Below are 25,857 nucleotides of genomic sequence, written 5' to 3'. Positions count from 1 at the left end.
TCGATGTTACAGCCCAAGCGTATGAAATTCCGCAAGATGCAGAAAGGCCGCAACCGTGGCTTGGCGCATCGCGGAAGCAAGATCAGCTTCGGGGAATACGGTCTGAAAGCTACCGGTCGCGGCCGCATTACTGCGCGCCAGATCGAAGCCGGCCGTCGTGCGATCACACGTCACGTTAAACGTGGCGGTAAGATTTGGATCCGCGTCTTCCCTGACAAGCCGATCTCCAAGAAGCCGCTCGAAGTTCGTATGGGTAAAGGTAAAGGCTCCGTCGAATACTGGGTAGCCCAGATCCAGCCGGGTCGGGTCCTGTACGAGATCGAGGGTGTGCCTGAAGAGCTTGCACGTGAAGCGTTTGAGCTCGCGGCACAGAAAATGCCCATATCCACCACCTTTGCGAAACGGACGGTGATGTGATGAAAGCCCAGGAAATTCGTGAAAAGTCCGCAGGAGAGCTCCATGAGCAGCTCCTCGAGCTACTCCGAGAGCAGTTCAACCTGCGCATGCAGAAGGCCACTGGCCAACTGAGCCAGACTCATCTGCTCAAGCAGGTCCGTCGGGATATTGCCCGTGTGAAGACTGTGCTCAACGAGAAGGCAGGTGATTGAGATGGCCGAAGAGAAAAAAGCACGTACGCTCACCGGCAAGGTGGTGAGCGACAAGATGGAAAAATCCATCGTCGTAATGATCGAGCGTCGTGAGCGTCACCCGATCTACGGAAAATACGTTAAGCGCTCCACCAAGCTGCACGCCCATGATGAGGCGAACCAGGCTAAGGCAGGCGATACGGTTTCCATTCAGGAGTGCCGTCCGCTTTCCAAAAAGAAAGCCTGGACGCTGGTCGAGGTGGTCGAGCAGGCCAAGGGTTAATCCATGTGCCTGTTTAACCAGTGCAGTCAGATTAGGTTTGGAGAAAACCGATGATTCAGACTCAGACAATGCTGGATGTCGCCGACAACAGCGGAGCGCGCCGGGTGCAATGCATCAAGGTGTTAGGCGGTTCACACCGTCGCTACGCTCGCGTTGGTGACGTCATCAAGGTTACGGTGAAAGAAGCCATTCCGCGTGGCAAGGTCAAAAAAGGCCAGGTACTAAAAGCGGTGGTGGTTCGCACCCGTAGTGGCGTCCGTCGTAGCGACGGTTCGCTGATCCGTTTCGATGGAAATGCGGCGGTTTTGTTGAACAACACCAACGAACAGCCAATCGGTACGCGTATTTTCGGGCCGGTTACTCGTGAGCTTCGTAACGAAAAGTTCATGAAGATCATTTCCTTAGCGCCTGAAGTGCTGTAAGGAGCGAGGCGGATATGCAAAAAATCAAACGTGACGATGAAGTCATCGTCATCGCCGGAAAGGATAAAGGCAAGCGTGGCACTGTTAAGCGGGTACTTGAAAACCGTTTCTTGGTGTCCGGTGTGAACATGATTAAACGTCACACCAAGCCGAATCCCATGGCGGGAAATCAGGGCGGTATCGTCGAGCGTGAGGCTCCGATTCACGCGTCCAACGTAGCCATCTTCAATTCGGAGACCGGTAAGGCGGATCGCGTCGGCTTCCAAGTGAAGGAAGACGGTACCAAGGTACGTATCTACAAGTCGACGCAGACGCAGATCGACGCCTAACGCGAGTCGGGTAGCAAAATGGCGAACTTGAAAGAACGTTATCAAAACGAGGTAGTAGCTCAGCTCAAAGAGCAGTTTAGCTATGCCAACGTAATGCAGGTGCCGCGCATCACGAAAGTGACGCTTAATATGGGCATCGGCGACGCGGTCAGCGATAAAAAGCTGATCGATAATGCCATCGGTGATCTGGAGATGTTGTCCGGACAAAAGCCGTTGGTGACCAAGGCACGTAAGTCCATCGCGGGCTTTAAGGTACGTGAAGGTTGGCCAATTGGTATCAAGGTGACCCTGCGCGCTGAGCGTATGTGGGACTTCTTGGACCGTTTGGTTTACATCGCGATTCCTCGCGTGCGTGACTTCCGTGGTCTTAACCCGAAGTCCTTCGACGGTCGTGGCAACTACTCCATGGGTGTGCGTGAGCAAATCATCTTCCCGGAGATCGAGTATGATAAAATCGATCGTATCCGGGGGTTGGATGTCACCATCACTACTACCGCCAACACCGACGAGGAAGGTCGCGCGCTTCTAACCGCGCTGAACTTCCCGTTTAAGAAATAAGGGTTGGATCATGGCAAAGAAGAGCATGGTAGAGCGTGAGCTTAAGCGTACCAAGCTGGTCGAGAAATACGCGGCCAAGCGCGCTGAACTCAAGGCAATTATCATCGATGTGAACGCTTCTGAGGAAGATCGCTTCGAGGCGACGCTGAAGCTGCAGCAACTGCCGCGTGACTCAAGCCCGGTACGTCAGCGTAACCGCTGCCGCATTACCGGACGTCCGCACGGTTTTTACAACAAGTTCGGCCTCGGCCGTAACAAGCTGCGTGAAGCCGCCATGCGTGGCGACGTTCCTGGTCTCAAAAAGTCCAGCTGGTAACGCCACGTAGAATCATCAGGAGCGCACATTAAATGAGCATGCAAGACACTCTGGCGGATATGTTTACCCGTATCCGCAATGCGCAGATGGCCACCAAGGAGACGGTTACCATGCCGTCTTCCAAGTTGAAAGTGGAAGTGGCCCGCGTGCTGAAAGAAGAGGGCTACATCACCGATTTCGCGGTGGCTGAAAGCACCAAGCCCGAACTAACCGTAACGCTCAAGTACTTTGAGGGTAAGCCGGTTATCGACCATATCCAGCGGGTTTCCAAGCCGTCTCTGCGCCGTTACATGGGCAAGGACAACCTGCCTAAGGTCGCCGATGGCATGGGTATCGCGATCGTTACCACCTCTAATGGGGTGATGACCGATCGTGCCGCTCGCCAGGCGGGTGTTGGTGGCGAAGTCATCTGCACCGTATTCTAGGAGGCTGGAATGTCCCGCATAGCGAAATATCCGGTTAAAGTGCCTGCCGGCGTTGAGATCAAAATTGACGCTGACCAGCTGACCGCCAAAGGCGGCCAGGGCACGCTATCAATGACCATTCACCACGATGTGGTAGTGGCTCAAGAAGATGGCCAGCTGACCTTCGCCCCGAGTGAATCTGCCAAGAGCTGGGCAATGGCCGGTACAACCCGCGCCTTGGTTCAGAACCTGGTGACGGGCGTATCCGAGGGTTTCACAAAGACTCTCGAAATTGTTGGCGTCGGTTATCGTGCCCAAGCAAAGGGCCAGACGCTCAATCTTTCACTGGGCTTCTCGCACCCGGTCGACTACGAACTGCCGAAAGGTGTCTCAGCGGAAACGCCGAAAAACACCGTGATCGTGCTGAAAAGCGCGGACAAACAGCAGCTCGGCCAGTGCGCCGCGGAAATCCGCGCCTTCCGTCCTCCCGAGCCGTATAAAGGCAAGGGTGTCCGGTACGCCGACGAGCAGGTGCGTCGCAAAGAAGCCAAGAAGAAGTAAGGCAGGGTTATGAACGCGAAGAAAGAATCTCGTCTCCGTCGTGCCCGCCGCGCTCGCGCCAAGATCCGCGAGCTGGGCGTGTATCGCCTGTGCGTCAACCGTACCCCGCGTCACATCTATGCGCAGATTATCTCGCCGGATGGTGGCAAAGTGTTAGCCAGTGCTTCTACGCTGGACAAAGCACTGCGCGAGGGTGCGACTGGTAACTCAGAAGCCGCCACGAAAGTCGGCGAGCTGATTGCCAAACGCGCTAAAGAAGCAGGCATCACCCAGGTGGCCTTCGACCGTGCTGGCTTTAAGTATCACGGTCGCGTCAAGGCTTTAGCCGACGCCGCACGTGAAGGCGGCCTGGAATTCTAAAGGGTTTTTACGATGGCGAAGAACGAACAGCAAAGCGGTGATCTGCAGGAAAAGCTTGTGCAGGTCAATCGCGTCGCCAAGGTGGTCAAAGGTGGTCGTATTTTCGGCTTCACCGCGTTGACCGTCGTTGGTGATGGTAAAGGTCGTGTCGGTTTCGGTCGTGGTAAGGCGCGTGAAGTGCCGATCGCGATTCAGAAAGCGATGGATCAAGCTCGTCGCAACATGGTCAAGGTCAACCTTTCAGGCCACACGCTGCAATACCCGGTTAAAGCCCGTCACGGTGCTTCCAAGGTATACATGCAGCCGGCGTCTGAAGGTACCGGCATTATCGCCGGTGGTGCTATGCGCTCTGTACTAGAGCTCGCTGGCGTCCACGACGTACTGGCCAAGTGTTACGGTTCCACCAACCCGGTTAACGTGGTTCGGGCGACTGTTAAAGGTCTCTCTTCCATGCAGGCACCGGAAGACGTGGCCGCCAAGCGCGGTCTGTCTGTCGAAGCGATCACGGGGTAAGACACCATGGCAGCAACGATCAAGGTTACCCAGATCCGCAGCACCATCGGCGTTCTGCCCAAGCACAAGGCTACTATCAGTGGTTTGGGCCTGCGTCGCATCGGTCATTCGGTTGAGCTGGAAGACACCCCTGCCGTACGCGGCATGATCCACAAGGTGAACTACCTTGTGCGCGTTGAGGGAGAGTAATCCATGAAACTCAATACCTTGAGCCCGGCGCCGGGCTCTAAACACGCTGCAAAGCGCGTTGGTCGTGGTATCGGTTCCGGTCTGGGTAAGACCGCTGGCCGTGGCCACAAAGGCCAGAAAGCACGTAGCGGCGGTAGCGTTAAGCCAGGTTTCGAAGGCGGTCAGATGCCATTGCAGCGCCGTCTGCCGAAATTTGGTTTTACCTCGGCCAAGTCGCTGGTGTCAGAAGAAGTGCGCTTAGCTGAGCTGGCTCAAGTAGCTGGTGACGAGGTAACCCTCGACACGCTGAAGCAAGCTAACGTGCTGAAGGATGCGACGCTACACGCGAAAATCATCCTTTCTGGCGAACTGAAAAAAGCGGTTACCGTTCGCGGAATCAAGGTCACCAAAGGTGCCCGTGAAGCGATCGAAGCCGCTGGCGGCAAGGTAGAGGACTAAATGGCCAAGTCAGGAAACATGCCGGCGATGGGCAGCGGTCTGAGTGAACTGTGGGCGCGTTTGCGCTTCGTGCTCCTCGCCATCGTGGTGTACCGTATCGGTGCCCATATTCCCGTTCCCGGTATCAATCCTGACCAGCTTGCTGCCTTGTTTAGGGAGCAACAGGGCACCATCCTGGGCATGTTTAACATGTTCTCGGGTGGCGCCCTGGAGCGCATGAGTGTCCTCGCCCTGGGTATTATGCCCTATATTTCGGCGTCGATTATCATGCAGCTGATGACTGCGGTCTCTCCTCATCTTGAACAGCTCAAGAAAGAGGGTGAGGCCGGCCGCCGCAAGATTAGTCAGTACACCCGCTACGGCACGGTGATACTGGCCTTTGTTCAGGCTGTCGGTATGTCCGTCGGTTTGGCTAGCCAAGGTATCGCGTACACGGCTGACTTCAGCTTCTATTTTACCGCCGTGATTACGTTCGTATCAGGCGCGGTATTCATGATGTGGCTGGGTGAGCAGATTACCGAGAAAGGCATCGGCAACGGTATTTCGTTGCTGATCTTTGCCGGTATTGTGGCTGGGCTTCCCAGTGCCGTGGGCCAGGCGTTTGAATTGGCCCGCAACGAAGGGGCCTGGAACGTACTGCCTCTGTTAGCGTTAGCGGCACTGGGTATTGCCACTGTAGCGTTTGTGGTGTTCATCGAGCGCGGTCAACGCCGCCTGAAAGTGAATTATCCGCGACGCCAAGTCGGCAACAAGATGTATGCAGGGCAAAGCAGCTACCTGCCGCTGAAAGTGAATATGGCGGGCGTTATTCCCGCCATCTTCGCTTCCAGTATCCTGCTCTTCCCGGCCTCGATCGGCCAGTGGGTAGGTGCAGGCGATGGTATGGAGTGGTTGCAGCGTGCCTCGCAAGCATTAGGCCCCGGCCAGCCGCTTTACATCTTGCTTTTTGGGGCGGCAGTGGTATTCTTCTGCTTCTTTTACACAGCGCTGGTCTTTAACCCCAAGGATGTAGCTGACAATCTGAAAAAGTCAGGTGCGTTTCTACCGGGTATTCGTCCTGGTGAGCAGACCGCTCGCTACATTGACAAGGTCATGACGCGTTTAACGTTGTTTGGTGCCTTGTACATCACTGCGGTTTCCCTGATGCCCCAGTTTTTGATCGTAGCGTGGAACGTGCCGTTCTTCTTTGGCGGTACCTCGTTACTGATTGTGGTTGTGGTCATCATGGACTTCATGGCCCAGGTGCAGTCGCACCTCATGTCGCATCAATATGACTCAGTGATGAAGAAGTCCAACCTGAAAGGCTACGGTAGTGGCGGCATTATGCGCTAAGGCGCGTGCCGTCCGTATTGGAGAGAACGATGAAAGTTCGAGCTTCCGTAAAGAAAATGTGCCGTAACTGTAAGATCATTCGTCGCAATGGCGCAGTTCGCGTCATTTGCAGCGAACCACGGCATAAGCAGCGTCAGGGTTAATTTCCTGGACTGTATTAAGCGGGTGCCGGCATACCCCTTGCCTTTTGGCAGCTAAAGGGGTATGCTGTTGCGCCTTTTAAAGATGATTAACGAGCAAGCCGCTCAAATTTCGGAGTAAGCTGATGGCCCGTATTGCAGGCGTCAATATCCCGGACAACAAGCATGCGGCGATCTCGCTGACCTATATCTTCGGGATTGGCCGTACTCGTGCAGAGCACATCTGTGCTGCTGCCGGTATTGCGCTGACTGCCAAGATCCAGGACCTGTCTTCTGAAGAAGTAGACACCCTGCGTTCTGAAGTTGGTAAGTACACCGTAGAAGGCGACCTTCGTCGTGATGTTACGCTGAACATTAAGCGTCTCATGGACTTAGGCTGCTACCGTGGTCTGCGTCATCGTCGTAGTCTTCCGCTGCGTGGTCAGCGGACTAAGACTAACGCGCGTACCCGTAAGGGCCCGCGTAAGCCGATCCGCAAATAACACGCACGTTCTGGCGTAAAGACAGGAATAGACATCAACATGGCTAACCCGCGTAGTAACCGTAAAAAGGTTAAAAAGCAGGTAGTGGATGCGGTTGCGCATATCCATGCCTCTTTTAACAACACGATCGTGACGATCACAGACCGCCAGGGCAACGCTCTGTCATGGGCGACTGCCGGTGGTTCGGGTTTTCGTGGTTCTCGCAAGAGCACCCCGTTCGCTGCTCAAGTGGCAAGCGAACGTGCAGCAACTGCTGCAGCCGAGTATGGTGTGAAAAACGTCGACGTGCTGGTCAAAGGCCCCGGTCCCGGTCGTGAATCCGCCGTGCGCGCACTGAATGCCGCCGGCTTCCGCGTGCAAAGCATTATCGACGCGACGCCCATCCCCCATAATGGCTGCCGTCCGCCGAAGAAACGCCGCGTTTAAGGAGACAGATTCATGGCCCGTTATATTGGACCGAAGTGCAAATTGTCTCGTCGTGAAGGCACCGATCTCTTTTTGAAGAGTGGCGTGACTCCCTTCGAGAAAAAGTGTAAATCCGAGCAAATCCCGGGTGTACACGGCCAGCGCCGTCAGCGTCTTTCAGACTACGGCTTGCAGCTTCGCGAGAAGCAAAAAGTACGTCGTATGTATGGCGTACTCGAAAAGCAGTTCCGCAACTACTACAAAGAAGCCGCTCGCCTGAAAGGCGCGACCGGTGAAGTATTGTTGCAGTTGCTCGAATCCCGACTGGATAATGTCGTCTACCGCATCGGCTTCGGCTCGACTCGCTCTGAAGCGCGTCAGCTGGTCAGCCACAAGGCGATTGCCGTGAACGGTCGCACCGTTAACGTGGCTTCCTACCAAGTGAAGCCGGGTGACGTTGTTTCCATTCGCGAAAAGGCGAAGAACCAGGCTCGCATCCAAAACGCGTTGTCCATTGCGGCCAACCGTGGTGATGTGGCGTGGATCGAAACCGACGCCAAGAAGATGGAAGGCACTTTCAAGGCTCTGCCTGAACGCGGTGACCTGACTGCCGACATCAACGAAAACCTGATCGTCGAGCTGTACTCCAAGTAAGCAAAGTCTGCTTCTTGTTGATCTGGTGCAGGTCTACTGCCAGCACCAGGTTATCCCGAGTACCAAGTATCCGTTTGGCAGCCTGAAAGGTGTTCATATGCAGCGTTCAGTGACAGAGTTTCTCCGTCCTCGTGACATCAAGGTCGAAGAAATCAGCGCACATCACGCCAAAATCGTCCTCGAACCGTTCGAGCGTGGTTTTGGTCACACCCTGGGGAATGCACTGCGCCGCATTCTGCTTTCGTCAATGCCCGGCTGTGCCGTGGTAGAGGCCGAAATTGCGGGTGTCGAGCACGAATATAGTGCCCTCGAAGGGGTGCAGGAAGATGTCATTGAAATCCTCCTGAACTTGAAAGATGTTGCGATCAAGATGCACAGCCGCGATGAGGCGGTGCTCTCGCTGAACAAGCAGGGCCCAGCCGTCGTCACCGCTGGCGACATTGCGCTTGATCATAGCGTCGAAATCGTCAACCCGGATCACGTCATTGCACACGTCAATGAAGGTGCCGAGCTGAAGATTCAGCTTAAGGTAGCGCTGGGTCGTGGTTACGAACCGGCTGATGCCCGTGGCTCTGATGAAGAGACCCGTGCTATTGGTCGCTTGCAGCTGGATGCCACCTTCAGCCCTGTCCGCCGTGTTTCCTATGCGGTTGAGGCTGCTCGTGTTGAGCAGCGCACCGACCTCGATAAGCTGATTATCGACTTGGAAACCGACGGTACCCTGGATCCGGAAGAGGCTATCCGCCGCAGTGCGACCATCCTGCAAGAGCAGCTGGCCGCCTTCGTCGACCTGGAAGCAGATAAAGAGCAGGTAGTCGAAGAGGAAGAGGATCATGTTGATCCTATCCTATTGCGCCCCGTAGACGATCTTGAGTTGACCGTTCGCAGCGCGAACTGCCTAAAAGCCGAGAATATTTACTATATTGGTGATCTTATCCAGCGCACTGAAGTTGAGCTGTTGAAGACACCTAACCTCGGCAAGAAATCCCTGAATGAAATCAAGGATGTTTTGGCAGCGCGTGGCTTGTCCCTCGGCATGCGGTTGGAAAATTGGCCGCCGGCTAGCCTGAAGGACGACAAGGCCTCCGCGTGAGTGTCGACTCGAGTCCCAGTTTGGTAAGGAATTACAACCATGCGTCATCGTAAGAGTGGTCGTCATCTGAATCGTACCAGCTCGCATCGGCAGGCCATGTTCAAGAACATGTCTGTCTCGCTGGTCGAACATGAAGTCATTAAGACAACCCTGCCTAAGGCCAAGGAATTGCGTCGCGTTATCGAGCCGCTAATCACCTTGTCTAAGCAGGACAGCGTTGCCAATCGTCGTTTGGCGTTTGCCCGTACGCGCTCTAAAGAAGCCGTCGGCAAATTGTTCAACGAGTTGGGTCCGCGTTACGCCGAGCGTCCGGGTGGTTACGTCCGTATTCTCAAGTGCGGTTACCGCACCGGCGACAATGCGCCCATGGCGTTCGTTGAGCTTGTCGATCGTCCCGTCGTTGAAGAGGCCGTGGCAGAGGAGTAATTCGCTGCTGATGCCCCGTCAACGCTAAAACCGACCCCTTACGGGTCGGTTTTTTTATATCGCCGTTTAGCCAGTTCAGCGTATATACTCAGGACGTTAGCCTGATACAAAGATCAAACAAGATCGCGGTGGTTAAAAGTAAAATTTTAGGGGGATGTATGATCGCGAGGCGATGGCGGCTCTGCGCGCCTATTCAGGGCGGCGCGCTGTTTATAGGACTACTGTTAATCGTCACCGCATTGCCCCTTCAGGCGGCTAACCCTCGCTATGCTGGGATGGTCGTTGACCTGGACCAAGGTGAAGTTCTCTACTCGGAAAATGCCGATGCTCGGCGCTACCCCGCTTCGCTAACCAAAATCATGACGCTCTACCTAGCCTTTGAAGCGCTTGACGAGGGGCGTTTGCGTTTGGATCAGGCGTTACCGGTATCTTCCCAGGCAGCGTCCATGCCCGCGTCAAAATTATGGCTATCGTCTGGCAGTTCAATTTTAGTAGATGAGGCCATTCGAGCCTTAGCCGTACGCTCGGCCAATGACGTGGCGGTCGTTATGGCGGAGGCAATCGGAGGAAGTGAGCGTCGCTTTGCCCAATTGATGACCGAAAAAGCCCGCGAACTGGGGATGCCCAACACCACCTTTCGCAATGCCTCAGGGCTTCCCGATGATCAGCAGATAACCACGGCTCGGGATATGGTGACGCTAGCGGTTCGCGTAATGCAGGATTTCCCCGATTATTATCATTACTTCGGCCTGCAAGAGTTCACCTATCGGGGCACCAAGCACACCAGTCACAATCGCCTGGTACGTGATTACCCCGGTGCGGATGGCTTGAAAACCGGCTTTATCCGCGCCTCAGGCTTCAATGTGGTGACGACCGCGATGCGCGGTGATCGTCGGCTGATGGGCATTGTGATGGGCGGCTTTACTGCGCAGTCGCGAGACAAGCACATGGCCAGTCTGCTGGATCGAGGCTTTGCCCGGGCAACGCTACGGGACCAGCGTAATTGGGTGGCCGATTTGAGCTTTTCCGACGAGTATATGGCCTTTTCATCGGCACCAAAAGACATGCCAGCACCCCCACAGCCGTCAGAAACGTCACCCGTGGTAGCGACTTATACGCCGGAAGCGGAGCCGTCTGAGCCAACCCCAGAGGCGCCTACCGAAGCGCAGGATCGCGAGCCGCAAGAGGACCCACTGCAAGCTTTTATTGATCGCGAGCGTGTTATGGCATCGCGTGCCTCAGCAAGTGGCTGGGGTATCCAGGTGGGCGCTTTCAGTCAAGAAGATCAAGCTCAGCGCTATGCGCGTGAAGCGGCCGGGTATTTGCCCCGTGATGTAGAAGGGCAAGTGGCAGTCGATGCATCGGTAGGCCAAACGCCGGTATTTCGTGCTCGGCTCATGGCGCTCGAAGAGCAGCAAGCGCGTCAAGCCTGCGAGCAATTGCGTTCGCGAGGAATGGATTGCTTAGTCGTTAACGCCAGTCTCTAGCGCGGTATGGTGCGATCACCCCGCCAAAGGCTTTTGGCGGGGTTTTTTGCTTTTAGGTGAGGAAGAACAAAGGAGATCGCGGTGACTACGTCCCTGAAAGGCATACTCTGCATGTGTATGGGCGTTTTGTTCCTGGCGCTAGGGGACGCCGTTTCCAAATGGCTAGGTGAGGTGCACTCGCCACTGCAGATTATCTTTTTTCGGACGCTAGTCTCACTGCCGCTGATTGCGTTGCTCGCCCACTTTGCCGGTGGCCTGCGCAAGCTGCGCACCAAACGACCACGCGTACACCTGCTGCGCGGGTTGATATATACCGCTACGATGGTCTGTTTTGTACTGGGGTTAACGCTATTACCGCTGGCTGAGGCGACCGCGATTGCCTTTGTGGCACCGCTGTTTGTCACCCTGCTGTCGGTACCGTTGCTGGGTGAGCGTATTGATCCCCCGGTGCTGATTGCGTCGCTTGTGGGGTTTGTTGGGGTGCTGATTGTCGTGCGCCCCAGTGGCGATGCGTTTCAACTGGGTGCCTTAGCTTTGGTCGGAGCGGCACTATTCTATGCCTTGATGATGATTACCGCGCGCCGCTATGGGGGGCGCGAGCACCTTTGGGCAATGTTGTTTTACATGACCTGTGTGCCCTTGGTGGTGACCGGGCTGACATTGCCGTGGGTGTGGCAGACGCCGCAGCCATGGCACTGGGTCGGTTTTTTGGCTTCAGGCGTGTTGGGCGTGGCGGCCACCGCCTTTATCACCTTGGCGTTTCGCTTTACGCCAGCGGCGATAGCCGCCCCGTTCGATTACACCGCCATGCTGTGGGCTGTGCTGCTCGGCTGGTGGTTCTGGGGGGAGCTACCCGACCTGTGGGTATGGGTCGGCAGTGCGTTGATTATGGCCAGCGGCCTGGCGATTGCCTACCACGACCGACGCACGACCCTGAAACGTCGTCCAACCGCCTAGCCTGGGCCTAAGCGAACTGGTAGACATCCATGGCGAGAACGCCATGCTCTACGCTATGGTGCAGCTGTGTGGCTTCGCCACCGGCGCCCATGGCCACCAGCAGCGGCTGGAAGTGCTCAGGCGTCGGGTGATTTTGCCGGGCATGGGGTGCGCTTTCCCAGTCGAGCAGGGCTTCCCGGTCGCCGTTGCTGAGGCGCGCCTTCACCCACTGGGCAAAGCTATCCACCCAGAGCGGCATGGGGCTGTCCGGCGGCATGATTTCATACAGGTTGTGGGTCAGGCTGCCCGAGCCGATTACCAGGATGCCCTCATCGCGCAGCGCCGACAGCCGTTCACCCAGCGTCACGAGCGCTGCATTGCTCCAGCGTACGGGAAGCGACAGCGACACAACCGGCACATTGGCGTCAGGAAACATCAACGAAAGGGGCACCCAGGCGCCGTGATCCAGGCCGCGTTCGACCCGCTCGGCGTCGAGCAGCCTGGCCAGTCGCTCTGCCAGCTCAGGGTCGCCGGGAGCCGGATACCGACAGTCGAAAAGCGCCTGAGGGAAGCCGCCAAAATCATGAATCGTCTCCGGCTTGGCGCTGACGCTGACTTTGAGCGCGGTGCTCTCCCAATGGGCCGACACCACGATCACTGCCTTGGGGGAAAGCCGCTTGCCCAGCCCGCGCAGAAACGCGTGGGCTGGCGTCTTATTCAGGGCCAGCATGGGCGAACCATGGGAAATAAACAGGCTAGGTAACATGGGGAAACTCCATCGTGGGCCGACACCAGCAACCAGGCCAGTGCCAGCGTCAAGCTTATGCCAATCGGCGGTTCAACACCCAGCTGCCACTGCCCAGGCCTGCCTGAACGAGCAGCGCAATCGCCCAGAATACCGGAAACTCCCAGCCACCGCCGGGGTTGGAGAACACCCAGCCATTGCCAAGGTGTGCCCAAACAGCGCCGAGCAGTACCGGCACCAGGGCCAGGCTCACCCAGCGGGTATACACGCCGAGCACCAGGGCGATGCCGCCGCCCACTTCCGCAGCGATGGTCAAATAGGCCATGAAACCGGGTAAACCCAGCGACTCGAAGTAGGCAACGGTGCCGGGTAGGGTGAATACAAAGACTTTCATCAGGCCGTGGGCCAGGGCCATCACGCCCAGGCTGATGCGCAGCAGGGCAGTGGTGTGAAGGGGTAGGGTAGACGAAGGGGTCATGGCGGTCTCTCTCGTGGTAGTAGGCATCACGCGGGATGCGATGGCACCACTATACGACCGCGCGAGGGGTTGATAATCCCTTGGCCAGGCACTTCACTGTTGCGCAACAGGCGACAATCCCATTTCCGTTTCCCACGACGGTGGGTCGCCCCAGGCGTCCGCCAGTACCTCGATGAAATGCGCCACCTTGGCGGGTAGGTGGCGCCTGGCGGGATACAGGGCGTGAATCTCCAGCAGCGTCGGTGGCGCCTCCAGGAAAATCGGCACCAACCGCCCGTTGGCGATGCTCTCGGGCAGCAGAAAGCTGGGCTGCTGGGCAATGCCCAGGCCTGCCTCGGCGGCCTGGGTCAGCATATCGCCGTTGTTGCTCTCGAGCGGCCCCGAGACGGCCAGCGTTTGTTTGCCGACGTACCAGTGGCCGCTGTTCTGGCCGCTGCGATAACGCAGGCAGCGATGTTGCGAGAGATCTTCAATGCGCGTAGGCGTGCCGTGCTGCGCCAGATACTCAGGTGAGGCGCAAAACACCAGCTGACAGCGGGTAAGGCGCTTTGCAATCAGGCTGGAGTCGGGCAGGCTGCCAATCCGGATGGCCAGATCGTAGCCTTCCTCCAGCAGGTCTACCCGGCGATCGTTCAGATCCAGGCGGACGTCGAGGCCGGGGTGCGCCTGCATGAACCGGGCGACCTGTGGCGCGAGGTAGCGGGTGCCGAAGCTCATGGGGCCGTTGATGCGCAGCCACCCGCTGACGGTACAGGTGCCGCTGCTCACTTCAGCGGCGGCTTCTTCCAGAGCAAGCAGGATACCCTGCGCCCGGGCCAGGTAACGCTCGCCGGCCTCGGTAAGGTGCAGCCGCCGCGTGGTGCGCTGAATCAATCGGGCGCCCAGCGCTTCTTCCAGTGCCATGACCTGTCGAGATACCCGCGTTCGTGAGAGATCAAGCGCTTCAGCGGCGCGGGTGTAGCTACCCAGCTCAGCGACTTTGACGAAAGCCTTGATGTCATCTAGATGGTTCATTGTTCGCTAAACGCCAGCGCCGCCTGGCGCGGATCAGGCTGACCGCAGATCGCCGAGATGACCGCCAGCCCATGGGCACCGGCGCGCCGCACGGCGCTTGAGTGGCTGGCATTGAGCCCGCCGATGGCCACGCTGGGTAGCGGGCAGGCATTGACCAGGGAGGCAAGGCCGCCAAAGCCGATGGGCTGGGCGTGGTCCTGTTTGCTAGGCGTGGCAAACACCGGCCCGATGCCCACGTAATCAAGCAGGTCGGTGGGTACTGCCTGAAGCTGCTCCACGGTATTGATCGAAAGTCCCAGTATGGCATCCGGCCCCATTGCCAGGCGTGCCTGGTGCACGGCCGTATCGCTTTGCCCGACGTGCAGCCCATCCGCCTGGCTTGCCAGCGCCACCTTGAGGCGGTCATTAATAATCAGTGGCACCCCGCTGCCCGCCAGCACGGCTTTCAAGCGCCGTGCCTGGTCGATCATGTCGGCGTCACTGGCATGCTTATCGCGTAGTTGTACAATGCTAACGCCGCCGCTGACGGCTTCGCGGACGGTGTTCTCAAGCCCATGGCGCTGACACAGCGTTGCATCGGTGACCAAATAGAGCGACAGATCAAGCGGCATGCGACACCTCCCGCTGGGCGAACTGGCTGAGTTCGTCCGGGGTGAGTTGGTACAGTGCATCCAAGAAGGCAACGTAAAAACTTCCCGGCCCCTTAGTTATAGCCCCTGCGCGTTGACCGGCCAGGGCAAAGCACGCCATTGCTGCACTGCTGGCGTCCAGCGGCGCGTTGGGGGTTGCTGCGACAAACGCCGCCACCAAGGCGCTAAGCCCACAGCCTAGCGTTGTAACTCGGGGCATCATTGGGTGGCCGCCGTTGATGATGTAGCACTTGTCGCCATCGGTAATCACGTCCCGCTCCCCGGTCATGGCGACCACACAGCGATACTGCTCGGCTAGAGCCATGGCGGCTGCCAGGGCATCCTCGGTAGCGGCGGTCGCATCGACGCCGCGGCCCTGGTGGTTTAATCCATTGAGCGCAAGTATTTCGGAGGCATTGGCGCGAATAACGCTGGGTTGGTGGTTCAATAGTGCTGTGCAGACGGTCTGGCGATAGCCGGTGGCACCAACGGCCACTGGGTCCAGAATCCAAGGGATGCTACAGGCATTCGCGGTCTTTGCGGCGATAAGCATGGCATCGGCCCAAGGAGCTGAAAGGGTTCCGATATTAATCGAGAGCGCACCAGCTAGCTGGGTAAACTCTGCCACCTCTTCTTGGGCATGTAGCATGGCGGGGGAGGCGCCAGCGGCAAGCAACACATTGGCGCTGCTGTTCATCGCCACATAGTTGGTAATGCAATGGACTAGCGGAGTGCTAGCATGAAGTTTTGCGAGGGAGTCACCAAGTGGGGGTAGCGTCATAGCATCCTCCCGACGGGGGAGGTGGCAAGCGCGCCACGACTCCCTACGCCGGTATTAGCCGGTTCAGGTTATGAGGGTGCGTCTCAGCCCGTTGTGTCACGAGCGCCCCTGTCGTGTTGATACTATCTTCGGGTTGAGCCGGTCTGTAAAGCCCTGGCAGCGACATCTAGCGAAACGAGATGCGTGTTCCGTAGGTGAGCATTTCATCAGGTGTCATGGCTTTTCCCTCAACGCCAATCATTTCGTCGCCGCATTGATCAGCAAACGTCAGGATGCCGTGGGTTAAGCCTAATTCACCCAGTGTATCGCGGATTTCACCAGTGCCCAGGAAAGTGCTGACGTGTCCTTCGGCATTGGATAAATCGGAGACACCGTTGGCATGGTGAAAACGGACTTTATAGATACCGTCCATGGATTCCACTTCCACAATTGGCGAAAAACCGTTGCGGAGCGCTTGGGAAAGCTGCTTCAACGTGATGTGATCGCCAAGGGTCATATCAATCGAGGTCATTACCGGCTCCTGATGGACGCGCTCAGTTAGACATTACCTAGCGTCTTGTATAACGACATAATTAAAGCGTAGGACGTTTGCATAGGATTTCCACAACAAGACGCGTTGGAAGCCGGTTTTGGGGGCGTGGTAGCACGGGGTGGGCGGTGCACTCAGTACATTGAGCTCACGGGGCATAAGGCCTCTTGTCCAGGGTTGGTAATTTGTCAGATTGCCCTCATGATGAAGCGATAGATACTGAAATTGGGCAGTCATAAGGGTAAATAGAGACATTGTGCAGAGTCTCTGCAGGCTTATACAAAGTAACCGATACGTCAAAGGAGATAGCGCATGCCGTTTCAAGGTGAACAGCATCCAGGAGTGATACCTGCCCCTAGGCAGACCCAAGGCTTCCGCCTGAACCACACCATGTTGCGGGTCAAGGACCCCGAGCAGGCGCTGTCGTTTTATTCCCGGGTGTTTGGCATGCAGGTGATGCGTCGGCTCGATTTCGAGGAAATGCAGTTCTCGCTTTACTTCCTTGCGAACCTCGAAGGCGGCGAAGACGTACCAGAAGAGACCGAGGCGCGCACCGCCTGGACGTTTAGCCAGAAGGGTCTTCTAGAGCTGACCCACAACTGGGGAACAGAAAACCAGGACGACTTTGCCTACCACGATGGCAACGCCGAACCGCAAGGCTTTGGTCATATTTGCTTTAGCGTACCCGATTTAGTCGCCGCACAGGCATGGTTCGACGAGCACGACGTGACGTTTGTCAAACGGGCCGATCAGGGCAAAATGAAGGATGTGATTTTCGTCAAAGACCCGGATGGCTACTGGATCGAAGTGATCCAAGCGGACCTGATGGCCGGTAAGGGCGAATAGTATGGCACATCTGCTTTTCCGCCTGCGCCACGTAACCGACGAAGAGGCAATGGAAGTGCGTCAGTTACTCGATGCCCACGGCATGGACATCTACGAGACGCAGGCGGGCTTCTTTCGGCTGGGTGTCGATGCGATTTGGCTGCGTGATAAACGCCAGCTTGAGGATGCCCAGGCGCTGCTGGCCGAGTACCAAACCGAGCGCCAGACGCGCGCCAGGCAGGAACATCATGACGCGCTAGCGCGCGGCGATGCGCCAACTCTATGGCAGCGCTTCACTGCCCACCCCGTGCAAGTCACGCTGGTGGGCGTGGCCATCGTTATACTGATTGCGCTAACGCTGCTGCCCTTTCTCGCTTTAGGCTGATTCGGCCTGAGCGGGCGGCAAGTGACCGCGTTTGAGATATAGCTGCACCCCGTCGGTTCCGGCAGTGAGTGTCAGTGCCATGCCGCTGGGATAACGGCACCAGCTACCCGCTGTGTATTCACCGTCGCCGTCGCTCAACGTACCTTCCAGAACGAAAAACTCCAACCCACCGGTTAGCACCGGATAGCTGATGGCTTGCTCTGCCTCCCAGTGCTCCAGGCTGACGCGTTCTTGTTTAAACGTGTGCAACATTTTATAGGCGATGCCCGGTCGGCGGTCGGGCTGCCAGGGCAAGCGATGGGCGGGCACCGCCAGTTGTAACTCATCGTTAGGGTCAAACTGATGGAGCTTGACCAGAATCAGCGCGCCTTCATCGCCAATCTGCGGCGTATGGCCCGTACCGATAGGGTTGCGCAGATAGCTACCGGCGGCGTAGCGGCCATGCTCGTCGGCAAAGACGCCCTCCAGCACTAAAATCTCTTCACCGCCACCGTGGATATGGCGGTCAAACTGGCTGTTGGGGGCGTAGCGAACAAGGCTCGTGGCGCGCGCCACTTCATCGCCAATACGGTCAAGCATCATCCGTTCGACGCCAGCGCTGGGCGAGGCCACCCAGCGGTAATCTTCCGGTGTCACACAGGCAAAGCGGGTAAAGTCGGCGTTTAAACGCATGGGGCTGACTCTTGCAGGCAATGGAAGTGGTGCTAGTCTCCTTATCGCTGCGCAAAAATGCAACTTTCGCATATTCCGCCCCTTTGCTCAGCGCCATTGCTCAGCGCCATTGCTCAGGGCTCGTCGGTTAGCGCGGTAAAGATATGGTGCGCTGCCTCGATGCGCGCCTGATTGGGGTAGTTGCGGTTTGCCAGCATCACAATACCGATCTGCTCGCTGGGCACAAAGGCCACGTAGCCGCCAAAGCCATTGGTCGATCCGGTCTTGTTGTAGAGTGCCTCTTGCCTGGGGGGCAGCGGTGGGCTTAGGCGGTTGACTGGGTTGGCTTCGAGTATCATCTCAAGCGAATTGCCTTGTTCAAGCGCATCAAGTGCGACCGGATAGGCGTAGCTTTCCCAGCCCAACCCTTGGGTCATATCACCGACCTCAAGGTAACCGGTCCGCGTGGTTTCCATGGCTTGGCTCAGTGATTCATCAAGCTCTGCGCTGTCCATATTGGCTTCCACAAACGTCAGCACGTCTGCCGCTGTTGATTTCAACCCGTAGGCTTGGGCATCCAACACGCCTGGATTCACCCTGATCGGTTCATCCTCTTTCGAATAACCGTAGGCATAGCTCGCCATCTGATCGTCAGGAACCTGGTAATAGCTATGATCAAGGCCCAGCGGAGTCAATATCCGCTCTTCCATCAGCGTATTAAATGGCTTGCCCAGGCTTTGCGCGGCGAGATAACCGAAAAGCCCTATGCTCGGGTTGGAATAGAGCCGGTGGCTGCCAGGTGCGGATTTCGGCTGCCATTGGCGATAGTAGTCGACCATCGACTCTTCACTTTGTACCTCTTCCGGAAATTGCAGGGGGAGTTCGCCCGCCGTGTAAGTACCCAGTTCCAGCAGCGTAATATCATCAAAGGCGCTGCCTTCAAGGGTGGGCAGGTGGCGGCTGGCCGGGTCAGAAAGCGAAAGGGCGTCACTGGACTGCGCGTGGGCCGCCAGCGTCGCGGTGAATATCTTGCTGACGGAGCCAAGCTCGAACAGCGTCTCTTCGGTCACCGGTGTCTGTGCTTCCAGGTCGGCGACACCATAATTAAAATAATGCTGTTGGCCATCAATGCTAAGCGCAACGGTCATCCCTGGGATATCATGTTCAGCCATCAGGGATTCGATAGTGCTGTTGACTAGCGCCTCCACGTCTTCACTATGGGGCGCGGCTAACGCCCACCCTGGGCAGCTTAAAAGGAGCGATCCTGTCATGATAACCCGCGTTTTTGCTGCTAATATCTTACCCATACTGAAACCTTGTTCCGTGAGTGAAGTAAAGAATGCGCTGTCGCTCGCCCCGCGAAGGCGTGGCAAAGCGTTAATTTACGACCTGCGGGGTGAGCTAACAAACAGTTATATTTTGTACGAGCCATTAGAAAAATTGGGGGCTGCGTGGCGCGTTCTTACTTGCCGCTGAAGGCTTTACGCGCCTTTGAGGCGTCGGCGAGGCATCTGAGTTTTACGCGCGCAGCAGACGAGCTGTGCGTGACCCAGGCCGCGGTTAGCCATCAGGTTAAGCTCCTCGAAGCCCAACTGAAGGTGCCACTGTTCAAACGGTTGCCCCGAGGCTTAATGCTCACCCAAGAGGGCGAGCGACTTTTGCCGGTGCTCAAGAGTTCGTTCGACCAGATTACCCACACGCTAGACCGGGTGGGGGAGAGCAGTTATCGGGACGTATTAAACGTTGGCGTGGTGGGAACCTTTGCGGTTGGCTGGCTGCTACCCAGGCTGGATGATTTTCAGCAACAGTATCCGTTTGTCGACTTGCGCCTTTCTACCCACAATAACCGGGCAGATATTGCAGCCGAAGGGCTCGACTTCGCAATCCGTTATGGGACAGGTGCCTGGCACGGCATTGCAGCGCAGCCCCTGATGCCGGTATCGCTATCGGTCATGTGTATCCCTACTATTGCTGCCCGCCTCGAAACGCCTGTCGATCTATTGGGCGAGACGTGGTTGCGTTCCTATCGCGCCGACGAGTGGGCAGAGTGGTTAGCGGCCGCAGGGCTGCCAAACAGCTATCCAATGACCAAGAGTATTGTGTTTGACTCTTCCATCGCCATGGTAGAAGCGGCATTACAAGGGGCAGGAGTGGCGCTGGCGCCAACATCGATGTTTACCCGTCAACTAAGCAGTGGCGCCCTGGTACAGCCTTTCGACGCCACTGTCCGCCTGGGAGGCTATTGGCTGACGCGGTTGCAAACACGCCCGGAAACCCGCGCAATGGCGTCTTTCCGAGCGTGGCTGCTAAAGGCGAGCAATGCCTGAGCCGCGTTGATTGCCCCGGCCCGGCTAGTGGCTATGCTCGCTGTGGTCGTGGTCGTGGTCGTGGTCGTGGTCGTGGTCGTGGTCGTGGTCGTGGTCGTGGTCGTGGTCGTCATGCTCGTGATCGTCATGACCCGGTTCAGCCAGCGCATCGTGAAGCGTTTCGGCATTGTGGCGCATCATGCCTAAGTAAGTACTTGCTTCGCCTTCGCTGCTTAGTGCATCCGCATACAGCGTGCCTGCTACGCTAAGTCCGGTTTCTTCCGCCAGTTGATCCAGCACCGACTGATTGGTCATGTTTTCATGGAACAGGGCTTCGACGTTTTCTTCTTCAATGACGTCGATCAACTCAGCCATGCTGGCACCGCTTGGATCGGCTTCGGTCGAGAGCCCTACCGGAGAGAGAAAACGCACGCCGTAGGCATCGGCAAAATAACCAAACGAGTCGTGGCCGGTGATCACACTGGTAGACGCCGGAATCTCTTCAATCAGCGCACGGATCTCGTCGTCGGCTTTCTCTATCTCGGCCAGATAGCGCTCGGCGTTTTCCTCATAGGTCTCGCGGTTGTCGCCATCGGCTTCAATCAATCCATCGCGGATGTTCTCGACGTAGGTTTCGGCGCGGGCCAAGTCCTGCCACGCATGTGGATCGTCATCGCCGTGAACGTGTTCGTCCTCGTGGCTGTGATCGTCATGCCCATGATCGTGATCATGGTCGTCGTGAGCGTGATCGTCATCACCGTGGTCGTGATCGCTATGCTCATCTTGGCTGGAGCGAGCCAGTGGCTCAATGCCCTCAGTCGCCGTCACTAATGCCCCGGTGTAATCGCTGGAGTCGATCAGGCGCTCCATCCAGCCCTCAAACAGCAGCCCGTTGAACACCACCAGGTCCGCATCGGCTAGCGCCCGCGCGTCGCCAGGGCTTGGGGTATAGACGTGGGCATCGCCGTCAGGGCCGACCAGCGAGCTCACTTCGACGTGCTCACCGCCCACCTGTTCGACCATATCGGCCAGAATCGAAAAACTGGTGACTACCTGTACGCGTTCGGATGCCATGGCGGCGGGTAACGCCAGCAGGGCTGATACGCCAACCAGCCAGCGAGAGGGGTGCAATCTCATTTAAGCGCTCCTAAAAGGGTCAATCGGGCCATGCCCGAGGATTAATGGCTCGGCTCTGCAGACAGCGGTGCGGTTTTGCGCCGCCATCTGGCTGCCAAACTGTGATAACGGCCGAATAAGGCAGAGAGCAGATAGCCACTACCGGCCAATAGAATAATGCTGGGGCCTGACGGAATATCGAGGTGGAACGACAGCAGTAATCCCCCGGTGCTGGCAATCATCGCAAACGCCACGGCAATACCGATCAGGCCTTCCAGCCGCTTACTCCAGAAGCGCGCCGATGTAGCGGGCAGCATCATCAAACCCACCGCCATCAACGTGCCCAGGGTTTGAAACCCAGCGGTGAGATTGAGCACCAGCAGGCCCAAAAACACGCTGTGTACCCAGCCGCTGCGGCGGCTCTGGCCGCGCAAAAACAACGGGTCCAGGCATTCCACTACCATTGCACGGAAAATCACCGCCAGGGTTAGCACGATCAGCGTGCTGATCCCGGCGATAAGCAGCAGCGCGGTGGAGTTGATCGCCAAAATGGAGCCAAACAGCACGTGGGTAAGATCCACGCTGCTGCCGCCAAGCGAAATCAGCATCACGCCTGCGGCCAACGAAATAATAAAAAAGCTGGCCATGGCGGCATCTTCGCGTTGGCCGCCCATTTTGGACACCGCCCCGGCAAGCAATGCCACCATCACCCCGAACAGCACCCCGCCGATACTCATAATCGGCAGTGAAAACCCGGCCAGCAGGAAGCCAAGCGCCACCCCGGGCAGAATCGCATGGGCCATGGCGTCGCCAATCAGGCTCATGCCGCGCAGCACCAGAAACACCCCAAGCGTGGGCGCCGCCAGCGAAAGCGCCAGGCCGCCGACCACCGCGCGACGCATAAAGCCGTAATCGAAAGGCGCGATAAACCAGGCATCAAGCAGTGCCAGCATGACGGCCTCCTAGCGTAAACGGCACCACTTCCGCCGGCGCGTGTTGGTGGCTAAGCGCGCTAGGCGAGACCCAGCGGCCATGCCCGCCGTTAAGCATCAGTACTTCATCGGCCAGTCGGCGCAGATGGTCCATGTCGTGGAGCACCAAAATAAGCGTTGCCCCGTCGTCGGCCATCTGGCGCAAAATGCGGATCAAAATATCCACCGTCTCGCTATCCACGTTGGCAAACGGCTCGTCGAGCAGTAGCAGCTCGGCTTCCTGCATCAGCGTGCGGCCGATCAGGGCGCGCTGGCGCTGGCCGCCGGAAAGCTCGCCCAGCGGACGGTGTGCCAGGTGTGAAATACCCAGCCGCGCCATGATCTCGCGGCCCTTACGGTAGTGCGCGGCACAGTAACCCTTCATCGCCCCATGGCTAGGCCAACTGCCGGTCATCACCAGTTCTTCCACGCTCATTGGGAAGGTCAAATCCAACGCCAACTGCTGGGGCAGCCAGGCGCGGCGCTCTTTGGGCACCGTGCACACCACCTTGCCGCTGATCGGGCGTAACTCGCCCATGATGGCCTGAATAAGCGTGCTTTTACCCGCGCCGTTCGCGCCTATCAGCGCGGTGATCGCCCCAGGCTGAAAGTCGCCTTCCACATGCTCAAGCACCGTGCGGTGTCCTTGGGCCAAATGCAGGTCGTGCAGCTGCAGGCGTGACAGTGAACGCTCACTCATAACGCCCACCCGTTAGCCCATAGCACCATCAACCAAAGCACCAGTAACGGCACCGAGACCGACAGCAGCCGCCGCAACGCCGACAGCGACATCAGCGAAAAATGACAAGGCCCTTCCTTGTTATGGCGATGTGAATGCTCACTCATTAAGCCGCCCTCGCGAATAATCAAATAGGTTATAACATAACAATTGGCGACGCCAATAAATTTGCCCTGTATTTTACTCGCTCAGCGGCACAGGGCAACGCTAATCATGCTGCGATCCCTGCAAATCAGGCGAGAGTGGTTTCAGGTAATAGTGTCAGTTGAACACCTATCGTTGGGCGAGCTGATTACATGCGAGTCGTTGTTTACATGGCATGAAAAGGCCGCTCGTGTAGCGGCCATGGAAAAGGGAAACCGATCTGTCATCTGCGGAATGCATAACCGCTGCTACCTTGCAGCAGTTATGCATCTTGTATAGATAGGGAAAGGTCGTCGTTTAGTTTGTCGTGTTCTCGATGGATGTCATGAGACTATCGACGATGTCGTCGCCGATGTCTTCGCGCACTTGATCTTCAATTGGTGCCGTGGCTTCGCGAAAGGCTTCCAGCTCATCGGTATCCAGATCAATGAACTCCATGGATTCCTCCAGCTTGGTACGCTGCTGGGACAGCATCTTATTCTGAAGGTCCCACTGGAAGGTTTCGGCCTCTGCAAGGGCATCGTCGACGACTTGCTGGAGATCGTCGGGCAATGAATCGAACCATTGTTTGTTGAGGAGGTTCACATTGGCCAGGAAGATATGGTTCGTCGTCGTCAAGTAGTTCTGTACCTCATAGAACCGCTGGGAAAGAATATGGCCGTACGGGTTTTCCTGTCCATCGACGACGCCTTGTTGTAGAGCCCCATACAGCTCAGGGAAAGAGATTGGCGTCGGAGCCGCGCCGAGAGCCTCCCAGATTGCAACGGAATAAGGGTTTTCCGGCACACGGATTCTGAGATCATTGTCACGAATATCTTCAAGCGTGCGTACCGGCGTATTTGAAGTCGTTAATTGTCGGAACCCACCATTATAAAAGCCACCTAACTTTAGACCCTGGTCAGTGAGGATGGTCTTCATCCGGTCGGTGAACTCGCTATCGTTGAGAATTGTCTGAAGCGGCTCGCTTTGGGTGGGAAATATATAGGGAATTTCGAAGACGGCGAATTCGGGAATGAACTGTACCGCGCCGGAGGTCGATACCGGGACGAATTGGATATCACCCAGCAGCAGCGATTCCATGAGTTCCCGGTCCCCACCAAGTGCACCACCTGATTGATGCTGTACATCGATGCGACCATCGGAATTGGATTCGATGTCGTCGGCGATTTTCTCAAAGGTTTGATACAGAGGGTGTGATTTATCCGAAAGTCCATGGGCCAGTATCATCGTGTGCTCTTGAGCCATTGCTGGCGTTGCCGTCAAAAGCGTCATAAGTGACCCGGTTGCCAATGTCTTGAAGCGCATTTGCATTACTCCCTTTCCTTTTGTTGTTGTTCGGCGGGTTGACTATCCGCCGAGACTCGGTAGCCAGAGCGTAAGCCCGGGCCAGTAGGTAATGATCAGTAATCCCACGATCAGTAGTGCGACAGGGATAACGAGACCACGGCAGATCTGCATGACCGAAAGCCGTGTAATACCGCTGGCCACATAAATGTTCACGCCGACCGGCGGTGTAGCGAAACCGATCGCCAGGTTCGTGACCATGATCAGGCCGAAGTGGGTGGGATCGATTCCATAGGGGGCAAGCACCGGCAGCAGGATAGGGGTTAGGACGATGATTGCCGACAATGTTTCCATGACCATGCCTACGCCGAGCAGAATGACGTTGATCAGCAAAAGCAGCATGATCTTTTCGTCGATGGCGCCACCAATGAAATCGCCGATCGCTGCCGGTACCTGCAGTAGGGTCAGCACTCGTCCTAGTGCTGCGCCGGTGCCGGCTATAATCAGAATCGGCGCAATGGTCAGCGCGCTTCTTACCAGCACCCTCCCTAAGCCGCTGACGTTTAATTCGCGGAATACGAACATCGAGATCACGGTCCCGTAGAGACAGGCAATGGCTGCAGCTTCAGTGGGTGTGAATGCACCGGTGTAGATCCCCCCGAGAACGAAGACCGGAGCAAGCAGTGCCCAGAAACTATCTTTCAGCGCTGTGAAAAAGCTGATGGTGCCTGCGGTCGAGGTGATCGTGTCGGCGTGACGTCGTCCATATAGGTGGGCATGTACCATCAGAAGACCGCCAATCAGTATGGCCGGCAGGATGCCGCCGATGAACAAGTCGGATACCGATACGTTCGCCGCCATGCCGTAGATGATCATCGGTATCGAGGGCGGAACGATTACGCCCAGAGTCCCTGCTGCGGTGACTAGCGCGGTCGCGAAACGGAGATCGTAGCCGCGATCTTTGAGCAGAGGAATCGCCATGGAGCCGATCGCTGCTACAGTGGCTGGAGAACTGCCCGAGATGGCGCCGAACAGCATGCATGCCGCCACCGATGACATGGCGAGCCCGCCTCGGAATCGTCCGAACACGGCGTCTGCGAAGGAGAACAGGCGCCGCGCCAGCCCACCTTGCGTCATGATCTCGCCGGCAAGAATGAATAGTGGTACTGCCAGCAGAGGAAAACTGTCTAGCGCGGTGACGATGGAGCGTACCACTTGCCCTGGATTGGTAGCAGCACCGAGCCACCCCGGCAGCAACGCAGCATAACCGAGAGCAAAGGCCACCGGCACTGTCAGGGCCAGGATGGCGAGGAAGAAAAGAAGCGTATAAACGGCGAGCATGGGC

39 protein-coding genes and 1 riboswitch are annotated in these 25,857 nt (G+C 57.1%); of the genes, 25 read left to right on the top strand and 14 right to left on the bottom strand.

Annotation, left to right across the window (positions count from 1 at the left end; all coding sequences use genetic code 11):
- Positions 1–3: 3 nt before the first annotated feature.
- From rplP to GA0071314_RS17495, 22 genes are all read left to right on the top strand, one after another.
- The gene (rplP, locus tag GA0071314_RS17600) at positions 4–417 is read left to right on the top strand and encodes a 50S ribosomal protein L16 (protein WP_027337513.1); all 414 of its coding nucleotides are present in this window, start codon (positions 4–6) and stop codon (positions 415–417) included.
- On the top strand, positions 417–608 hold the full coding sequence (gene rpmC, locus GA0071314_RS17595) for a 50S ribosomal protein L29 (protein ID WP_066318563.1): 192 nt from the start codon (positions 417–419) through the stop codon (positions 606–608). Before rplP ends, rpmC begins: the two co-directional genes overlap by 1 nt.
- 1 nt (position 609) lies before the next feature.
- Positions 610–870: a 30S ribosomal protein S17 gene (gene rpsQ, locus GA0071314_RS17590; protein WP_027337515.1), complete on the top strand. Its 261-nt coding sequence runs from the start codon at positions 610–612 to the stop codon at positions 868–870.
- A 50-nt stretch (positions 871–920) separates the two neighbouring features.
- Positions 921–1,292, top strand: a complete 372-nt coding sequence (gene rplN, locus GA0071314_RS17585) for a 50S ribosomal protein L14 (RefSeq protein ID WP_009723896.1) — start codon at positions 921–923, stop codon at positions 1,290–1,292.
- Positions 1,293–1,306: 14 nt separating this feature from the next.
- Positions 1,307–1,621 carry a 50S ribosomal protein L24 gene (gene rplX, locus GA0071314_RS17580; protein WP_007111996.1) on the top strand — a complete coding sequence of 105 codons (315 nt, stop codon included), beginning with the start codon at positions 1,307–1,309 and terminating at the stop codon, positions 1,619–1,621.
- Positions 1,622–1,639: 18 nt separating this feature from the next.
- Positions 1,640–2,179 carry a 50S ribosomal protein L5 gene (gene rplE, locus GA0071314_RS17575; RefSeq protein WP_074397842.1) on the top strand — a complete coding sequence of 180 codons (540 nt, stop codon included), beginning with the start codon at positions 1,640–1,642 and terminating at the stop codon, positions 2,177–2,179.
- Between the two features lie 10 nt (positions 2,180–2,189).
- Positions 2,190–2,495, top strand: a complete 306-nt coding sequence (gene rpsN / locus GA0071314_RS17570) for a 30S ribosomal protein S14 (RefSeq protein WP_074397840.1) — start codon at positions 2,190–2,192, stop codon at positions 2,493–2,495.
- 32 nt (positions 2,496–2,527) lie between these two features.
- Positions 2,528–2,920: a 30S ribosomal protein S8 gene (rpsH, locus tag GA0071314_RS17565; RefSeq protein ID WP_074397839.1), complete on the top strand. Its 393-nt coding sequence runs from the start codon at positions 2,528–2,530 to the stop codon at positions 2,918–2,920.
- Positions 2,921–2,929: 9 nt separating this feature from the next.
- Complete coding sequence (gene rplF / locus GA0071314_RS17560; protein ID WP_074397837.1) at positions 2,930–3,460, top strand: 50S ribosomal protein L6; 531 nt, start codon at positions 2,930–2,932, stop codon at positions 3,458–3,460.
- Between the two features lie 9 nt (positions 3,461–3,469).
- Positions 3,470–3,820 carry a 50S ribosomal protein L18 gene (gene rplR, locus GA0071314_RS17555; RefSeq protein ID WP_027337520.1) on the top strand — a complete coding sequence of 117 codons (351 nt, stop codon included), beginning with the start codon at positions 3,470–3,472 and terminating at the stop codon, positions 3,818–3,820.
- 12 nt (positions 3,821–3,832) lie between these two features.
- On the top strand, positions 3,833–4,333 hold the full coding sequence (gene rpsE, locus GA0071314_RS17550; RefSeq protein ID WP_074397836.1) for a 30S ribosomal protein S5: 501 nt from the start codon (positions 3,833–3,835) through the stop codon (positions 4,331–4,333).
- Between the two features lie 6 nt (positions 4,334–4,339).
- Positions 4,340–4,522: a 50S ribosomal protein L30 gene (gene rpmD / locus GA0071314_RS17545; protein WP_074397834.1), complete on the top strand. Its 183-nt coding sequence runs from the start codon at positions 4,340–4,342 to the stop codon at positions 4,520–4,522.
- Between the two features lie 3 nt (positions 4,523–4,525).
- Positions 4,526–4,960 carry a 50S ribosomal protein L15 gene (rplO, locus tag GA0071314_RS17540; protein WP_074397833.1) on the top strand — a complete coding sequence of 145 codons (435 nt, stop codon included), beginning with the start codon at positions 4,526–4,528 and terminating at the stop codon, positions 4,958–4,960.
- Positions 4,961–6,292 (top strand): preprotein translocase subunit SecY, encoded by a 1,332-nt coding sequence (gene secY, locus GA0071314_RS17535; protein WP_074397831.1) that lies wholly within the window; start codon positions 4,961–4,963, stop codon positions 6,290–6,292.
- A 29-nt stretch (positions 6,293–6,321) separates the two neighbouring features.
- Positions 6,322–6,435, top strand: coding sequence for a 50S ribosomal protein L36 (gene rpmJ, locus GA0071314_RS17530; RefSeq protein ID WP_008959154.1), 114 nt, complete (start codon positions 6,322–6,324; stop codon positions 6,433–6,435).
- A gap of 122 nt (positions 6,436–6,557) precedes the next feature.
- Positions 6,558–6,914 carry a 30S ribosomal protein S13 gene (rpsM, locus tag GA0071314_RS17525; RefSeq protein ID WP_074397829.1) on the top strand — a complete coding sequence of 119 codons (357 nt, stop codon included), beginning with the start codon at positions 6,558–6,560 and terminating at the stop codon, positions 6,912–6,914.
- A gap of 39 nt (positions 6,915–6,953) precedes the next feature.
- Positions 6,954–7,340, top strand: coding sequence for a 30S ribosomal protein S11 (gene rpsK / locus GA0071314_RS17520; RefSeq protein ID WP_027337525.1), 387 nt, complete (start codon positions 6,954–6,956; stop codon positions 7,338–7,340).
- A gap of 12 nt (positions 7,341–7,352) precedes the next feature.
- Entirely contained in the window at positions 7,353–7,973 is a 621-nt protein-coding gene (gene rpsD, locus GA0071314_RS17515; protein WP_074397827.1) for a 30S ribosomal protein S4, read from the top strand.
- Positions 7,974–8,070: 97 nt separating this feature from the next.
- On the top strand, positions 8,071–9,066 hold the full coding sequence (locus GA0071314_RS17510) for a DNA-directed RNA polymerase subunit alpha (RefSeq protein WP_074397826.1): 996 nt from the start codon (positions 8,071–8,073) through the stop codon (positions 9,064–9,066).
- A gap of 39 nt (positions 9,067–9,105) precedes the next feature.
- Complete coding sequence (gene rplQ, locus GA0071314_RS17505) at positions 9,106–9,492, top strand: 50S ribosomal protein L17 (protein WP_074397824.1); 387 nt, start codon at positions 9,106–9,108, stop codon at positions 9,490–9,492.
- 158 nt (positions 9,493–9,650) lie between these two features.
- On the top strand, positions 9,651–10,979 hold the full coding sequence (locus tag GA0071314_RS17500) for a D-alanyl-D-alanine carboxypeptidase (protein ID WP_074397822.1): 1,329 nt from the start codon (positions 9,651–9,653) through the stop codon (positions 10,977–10,979).
- Between the two features lie 81 nt (positions 10,980–11,060).
- Positions 11,061–11,936, top strand: coding sequence for a DMT family transporter (locus GA0071314_RS17495; protein WP_231896477.1), 876 nt, complete (start codon positions 11,061–11,063; stop codon positions 11,934–11,936).
- 7 nt (positions 11,937–11,943) lie between these two features.
- On the opposite strand, the gene GA0071314_RS17490 is transcribed toward GA0071314_RS17495, so the two are convergent.
- The 6 genes from GA0071314_RS17490 to GA0071314_RS17465 all read right to left on the bottom strand — a co-directional run bounded on the left by GA0071314_RS17490 (position 11,944) and on the right by GA0071314_RS17465 (position 16,073).
- Positions 11,944–12,681: a DODA-type extradiol aromatic ring-opening family dioxygenase gene (locus GA0071314_RS17490; protein ID WP_074397818.1), complete on the bottom strand. Its 738-nt coding sequence runs from the start codon at positions 12,679–12,681 to the stop codon at positions 11,944–11,946.
- 55 nt (positions 12,682–12,736) lie between these two features.
- Complete coding sequence (locus tag GA0071314_RS17485; RefSeq protein WP_156524137.1) at positions 12,737–13,138, bottom strand: DoxX family protein; 402 nt, start codon at positions 13,136–13,138, stop codon at positions 12,737–12,739.
- 93 nt (positions 13,139–13,231) lie between these two features.
- Positions 13,232–14,152, bottom strand: coding sequence for a LysR family transcriptional regulator (locus GA0071314_RS17480; RefSeq protein ID WP_074397816.1), 921 nt, complete (start codon positions 14,150–14,152; stop codon positions 13,232–13,234).
- Positions 14,149–14,763 (bottom strand): thiamine phosphate synthase, encoded by a 615-nt coding sequence (gene thiE / locus GA0071314_RS17475; RefSeq protein ID WP_074397815.1) that lies wholly within the window; start codon positions 14,761–14,763, stop codon positions 14,149–14,151. Before thiE ends, GA0071314_RS17480 begins: the two co-directional genes overlap by 4 nt.
- A complete protein-coding gene (gene thiM / locus GA0071314_RS17470) occupies positions 14,753–15,562 on the bottom strand; it encodes a hydroxyethylthiazole kinase (RefSeq protein WP_074397814.1) in 810 nt (269 codons plus the stop codon). The genes thiE and thiM overlap by 11 nt, the downstream gene beginning before the upstream one ends.
- A 23-nt stretch (positions 15,563–15,585) precedes the next feature.
- Positions 15,586–15,682: riboswitch (TPP riboswitch) on the bottom strand.
- A 46-nt stretch (positions 15,683–15,728) separates the two neighbouring features.
- Positions 15,729–16,073 (bottom strand): hypothetical protein, encoded by a 345-nt coding sequence (locus GA0071314_RS17465; RefSeq protein ID WP_074397813.1) that lies wholly within the window; start codon positions 16,071–16,073, stop codon positions 15,729–15,731.
- A gap of 330 nt (positions 16,074–16,403) precedes the next feature.
- Here GA0071314_RS17465 and gloA point away from each other — a divergent pair, with 330 nt between their 5' ends.
- Both gloA and GA0071314_RS17455 read left to right on the top strand, forming a co-directional pair.
- Complete coding sequence (gloA, locus tag GA0071314_RS17460) at positions 16,404–16,937, top strand: lactoylglutathione lyase (protein ID WP_074397812.1); 534 nt, start codon at positions 16,404–16,406, stop codon at positions 16,935–16,937.
- Position 16,938: 1 nt separating this feature from the next.
- The gene (locus GA0071314_RS17455; RefSeq protein WP_074397811.1) at positions 16,939–17,301 is read left to right on the top strand and encodes a DUF6164 family protein; all 363 of its coding nucleotides are present in this window, start codon (positions 16,939–16,941) and stop codon (positions 17,299–17,301) included.
- On the opposite strand, the gene GA0071314_RS17450 is transcribed toward GA0071314_RS17455, so the two are convergent.
- Both GA0071314_RS17450 and ampC read right to left on the bottom strand, forming a co-directional pair.
- Entirely contained in the window at positions 17,293–17,973 is a 681-nt protein-coding gene (locus GA0071314_RS17450) for a cupin domain-containing protein (RefSeq protein WP_074397810.1), read from the bottom strand. The two genes, GA0071314_RS17455 and GA0071314_RS17450, sit on opposite strands and share 9 nt — an antisense overlap.
- 113 nt (positions 17,974–18,086) lie before the next feature.
- A complete protein-coding gene (ampC, locus tag GA0071314_RS17445; protein ID WP_074397809.1) occupies positions 18,087–19,259 on the bottom strand; it encodes a class C beta-lactamase in 1,173 nt (390 codons plus the stop codon).
- A gap of 144 nt (positions 19,260–19,403) precedes the next feature.
- Here ampC and GA0071314_RS17440 point away from each other — a divergent pair, with 144 nt between their 5' ends.
- Entirely contained in the window at positions 19,404–20,279 is an 876-nt protein-coding gene (locus tag GA0071314_RS17440) for a LysR family transcriptional regulator (protein ID WP_074397808.1), read from the top strand.
- Between the two features lie 24 nt (positions 20,280–20,303).
- On the opposite strand, the gene GA0071314_RS17435 is transcribed toward GA0071314_RS17440, so the two are convergent.
- The 6 genes from GA0071314_RS17435 to GA0071314_RS17415 all read right to left on the bottom strand — a co-directional run bounded on the left by GA0071314_RS17435 (position 20,304) and on the right by GA0071314_RS17415 (position 25,853).
- Positions 20,304–21,395, bottom strand: coding sequence for a metal ABC transporter solute-binding protein, Zn/Mn family (locus GA0071314_RS17435; protein WP_074397807.1), 1,092 nt, complete (start codon positions 21,393–21,395; stop codon positions 20,304–20,306).
- Positions 21,396–21,436: 41 nt separating this feature from the next.
- Positions 21,437–22,327 (bottom strand): metal ABC transporter permease, encoded by an 891-nt coding sequence (locus GA0071314_RS17430; protein WP_074397806.1) that lies wholly within the window; start codon positions 22,325–22,327, stop codon positions 21,437–21,439.
- Complete coding sequence (locus GA0071314_RS17425; protein WP_074397805.1) at positions 22,311–23,045, bottom strand: metal ABC transporter ATP-binding protein; 735 nt, start codon at positions 23,043–23,045, stop codon at positions 22,311–22,313. The genes GA0071314_RS17430 and GA0071314_RS17425 overlap by 17 nt, the downstream gene beginning before the upstream one ends.
- Positions 23,042–23,191, bottom strand: coding sequence for a hypothetical protein (locus GA0071314_RS19650; protein ID WP_172822112.1), 150 nt, complete (start codon positions 23,189–23,191; stop codon positions 23,042–23,044). Before GA0071314_RS19650 ends, GA0071314_RS17425 begins: the two co-directional genes overlap by 4 nt.
- Before the next feature lie 334 nt (positions 23,192–23,525).
- Positions 23,526–24,539, bottom strand: coding sequence for a TRAP transporter substrate-binding protein (locus GA0071314_RS17420; protein WP_074397804.1), 1,014 nt, complete (start codon positions 24,537–24,539; stop codon positions 23,526–23,528).
- 36 nt (positions 24,540–24,575) lie between these two features.
- Positions 24,576–25,853, bottom strand: a complete 1,278-nt coding sequence (locus GA0071314_RS17415; RefSeq protein WP_074397803.1) for a TRAP transporter large permease — start codon at positions 25,851–25,853, stop codon at positions 24,576–24,578.
- Positions 25,854–25,857: the final 4 nt, after the last annotated feature.

This window comes from Halomonas sp. HL-93, assembly GCF_900086985.1.
GTDB lineage: Bacteria > Pseudomonadota > Gammaproteobacteria > Pseudomonadales > Halomonadaceae > Vreelandella.
Note: the sequence above shows the minus strand (reverse complement) of the source record. Positions and strands in the feature narration are given on the sequence as shown.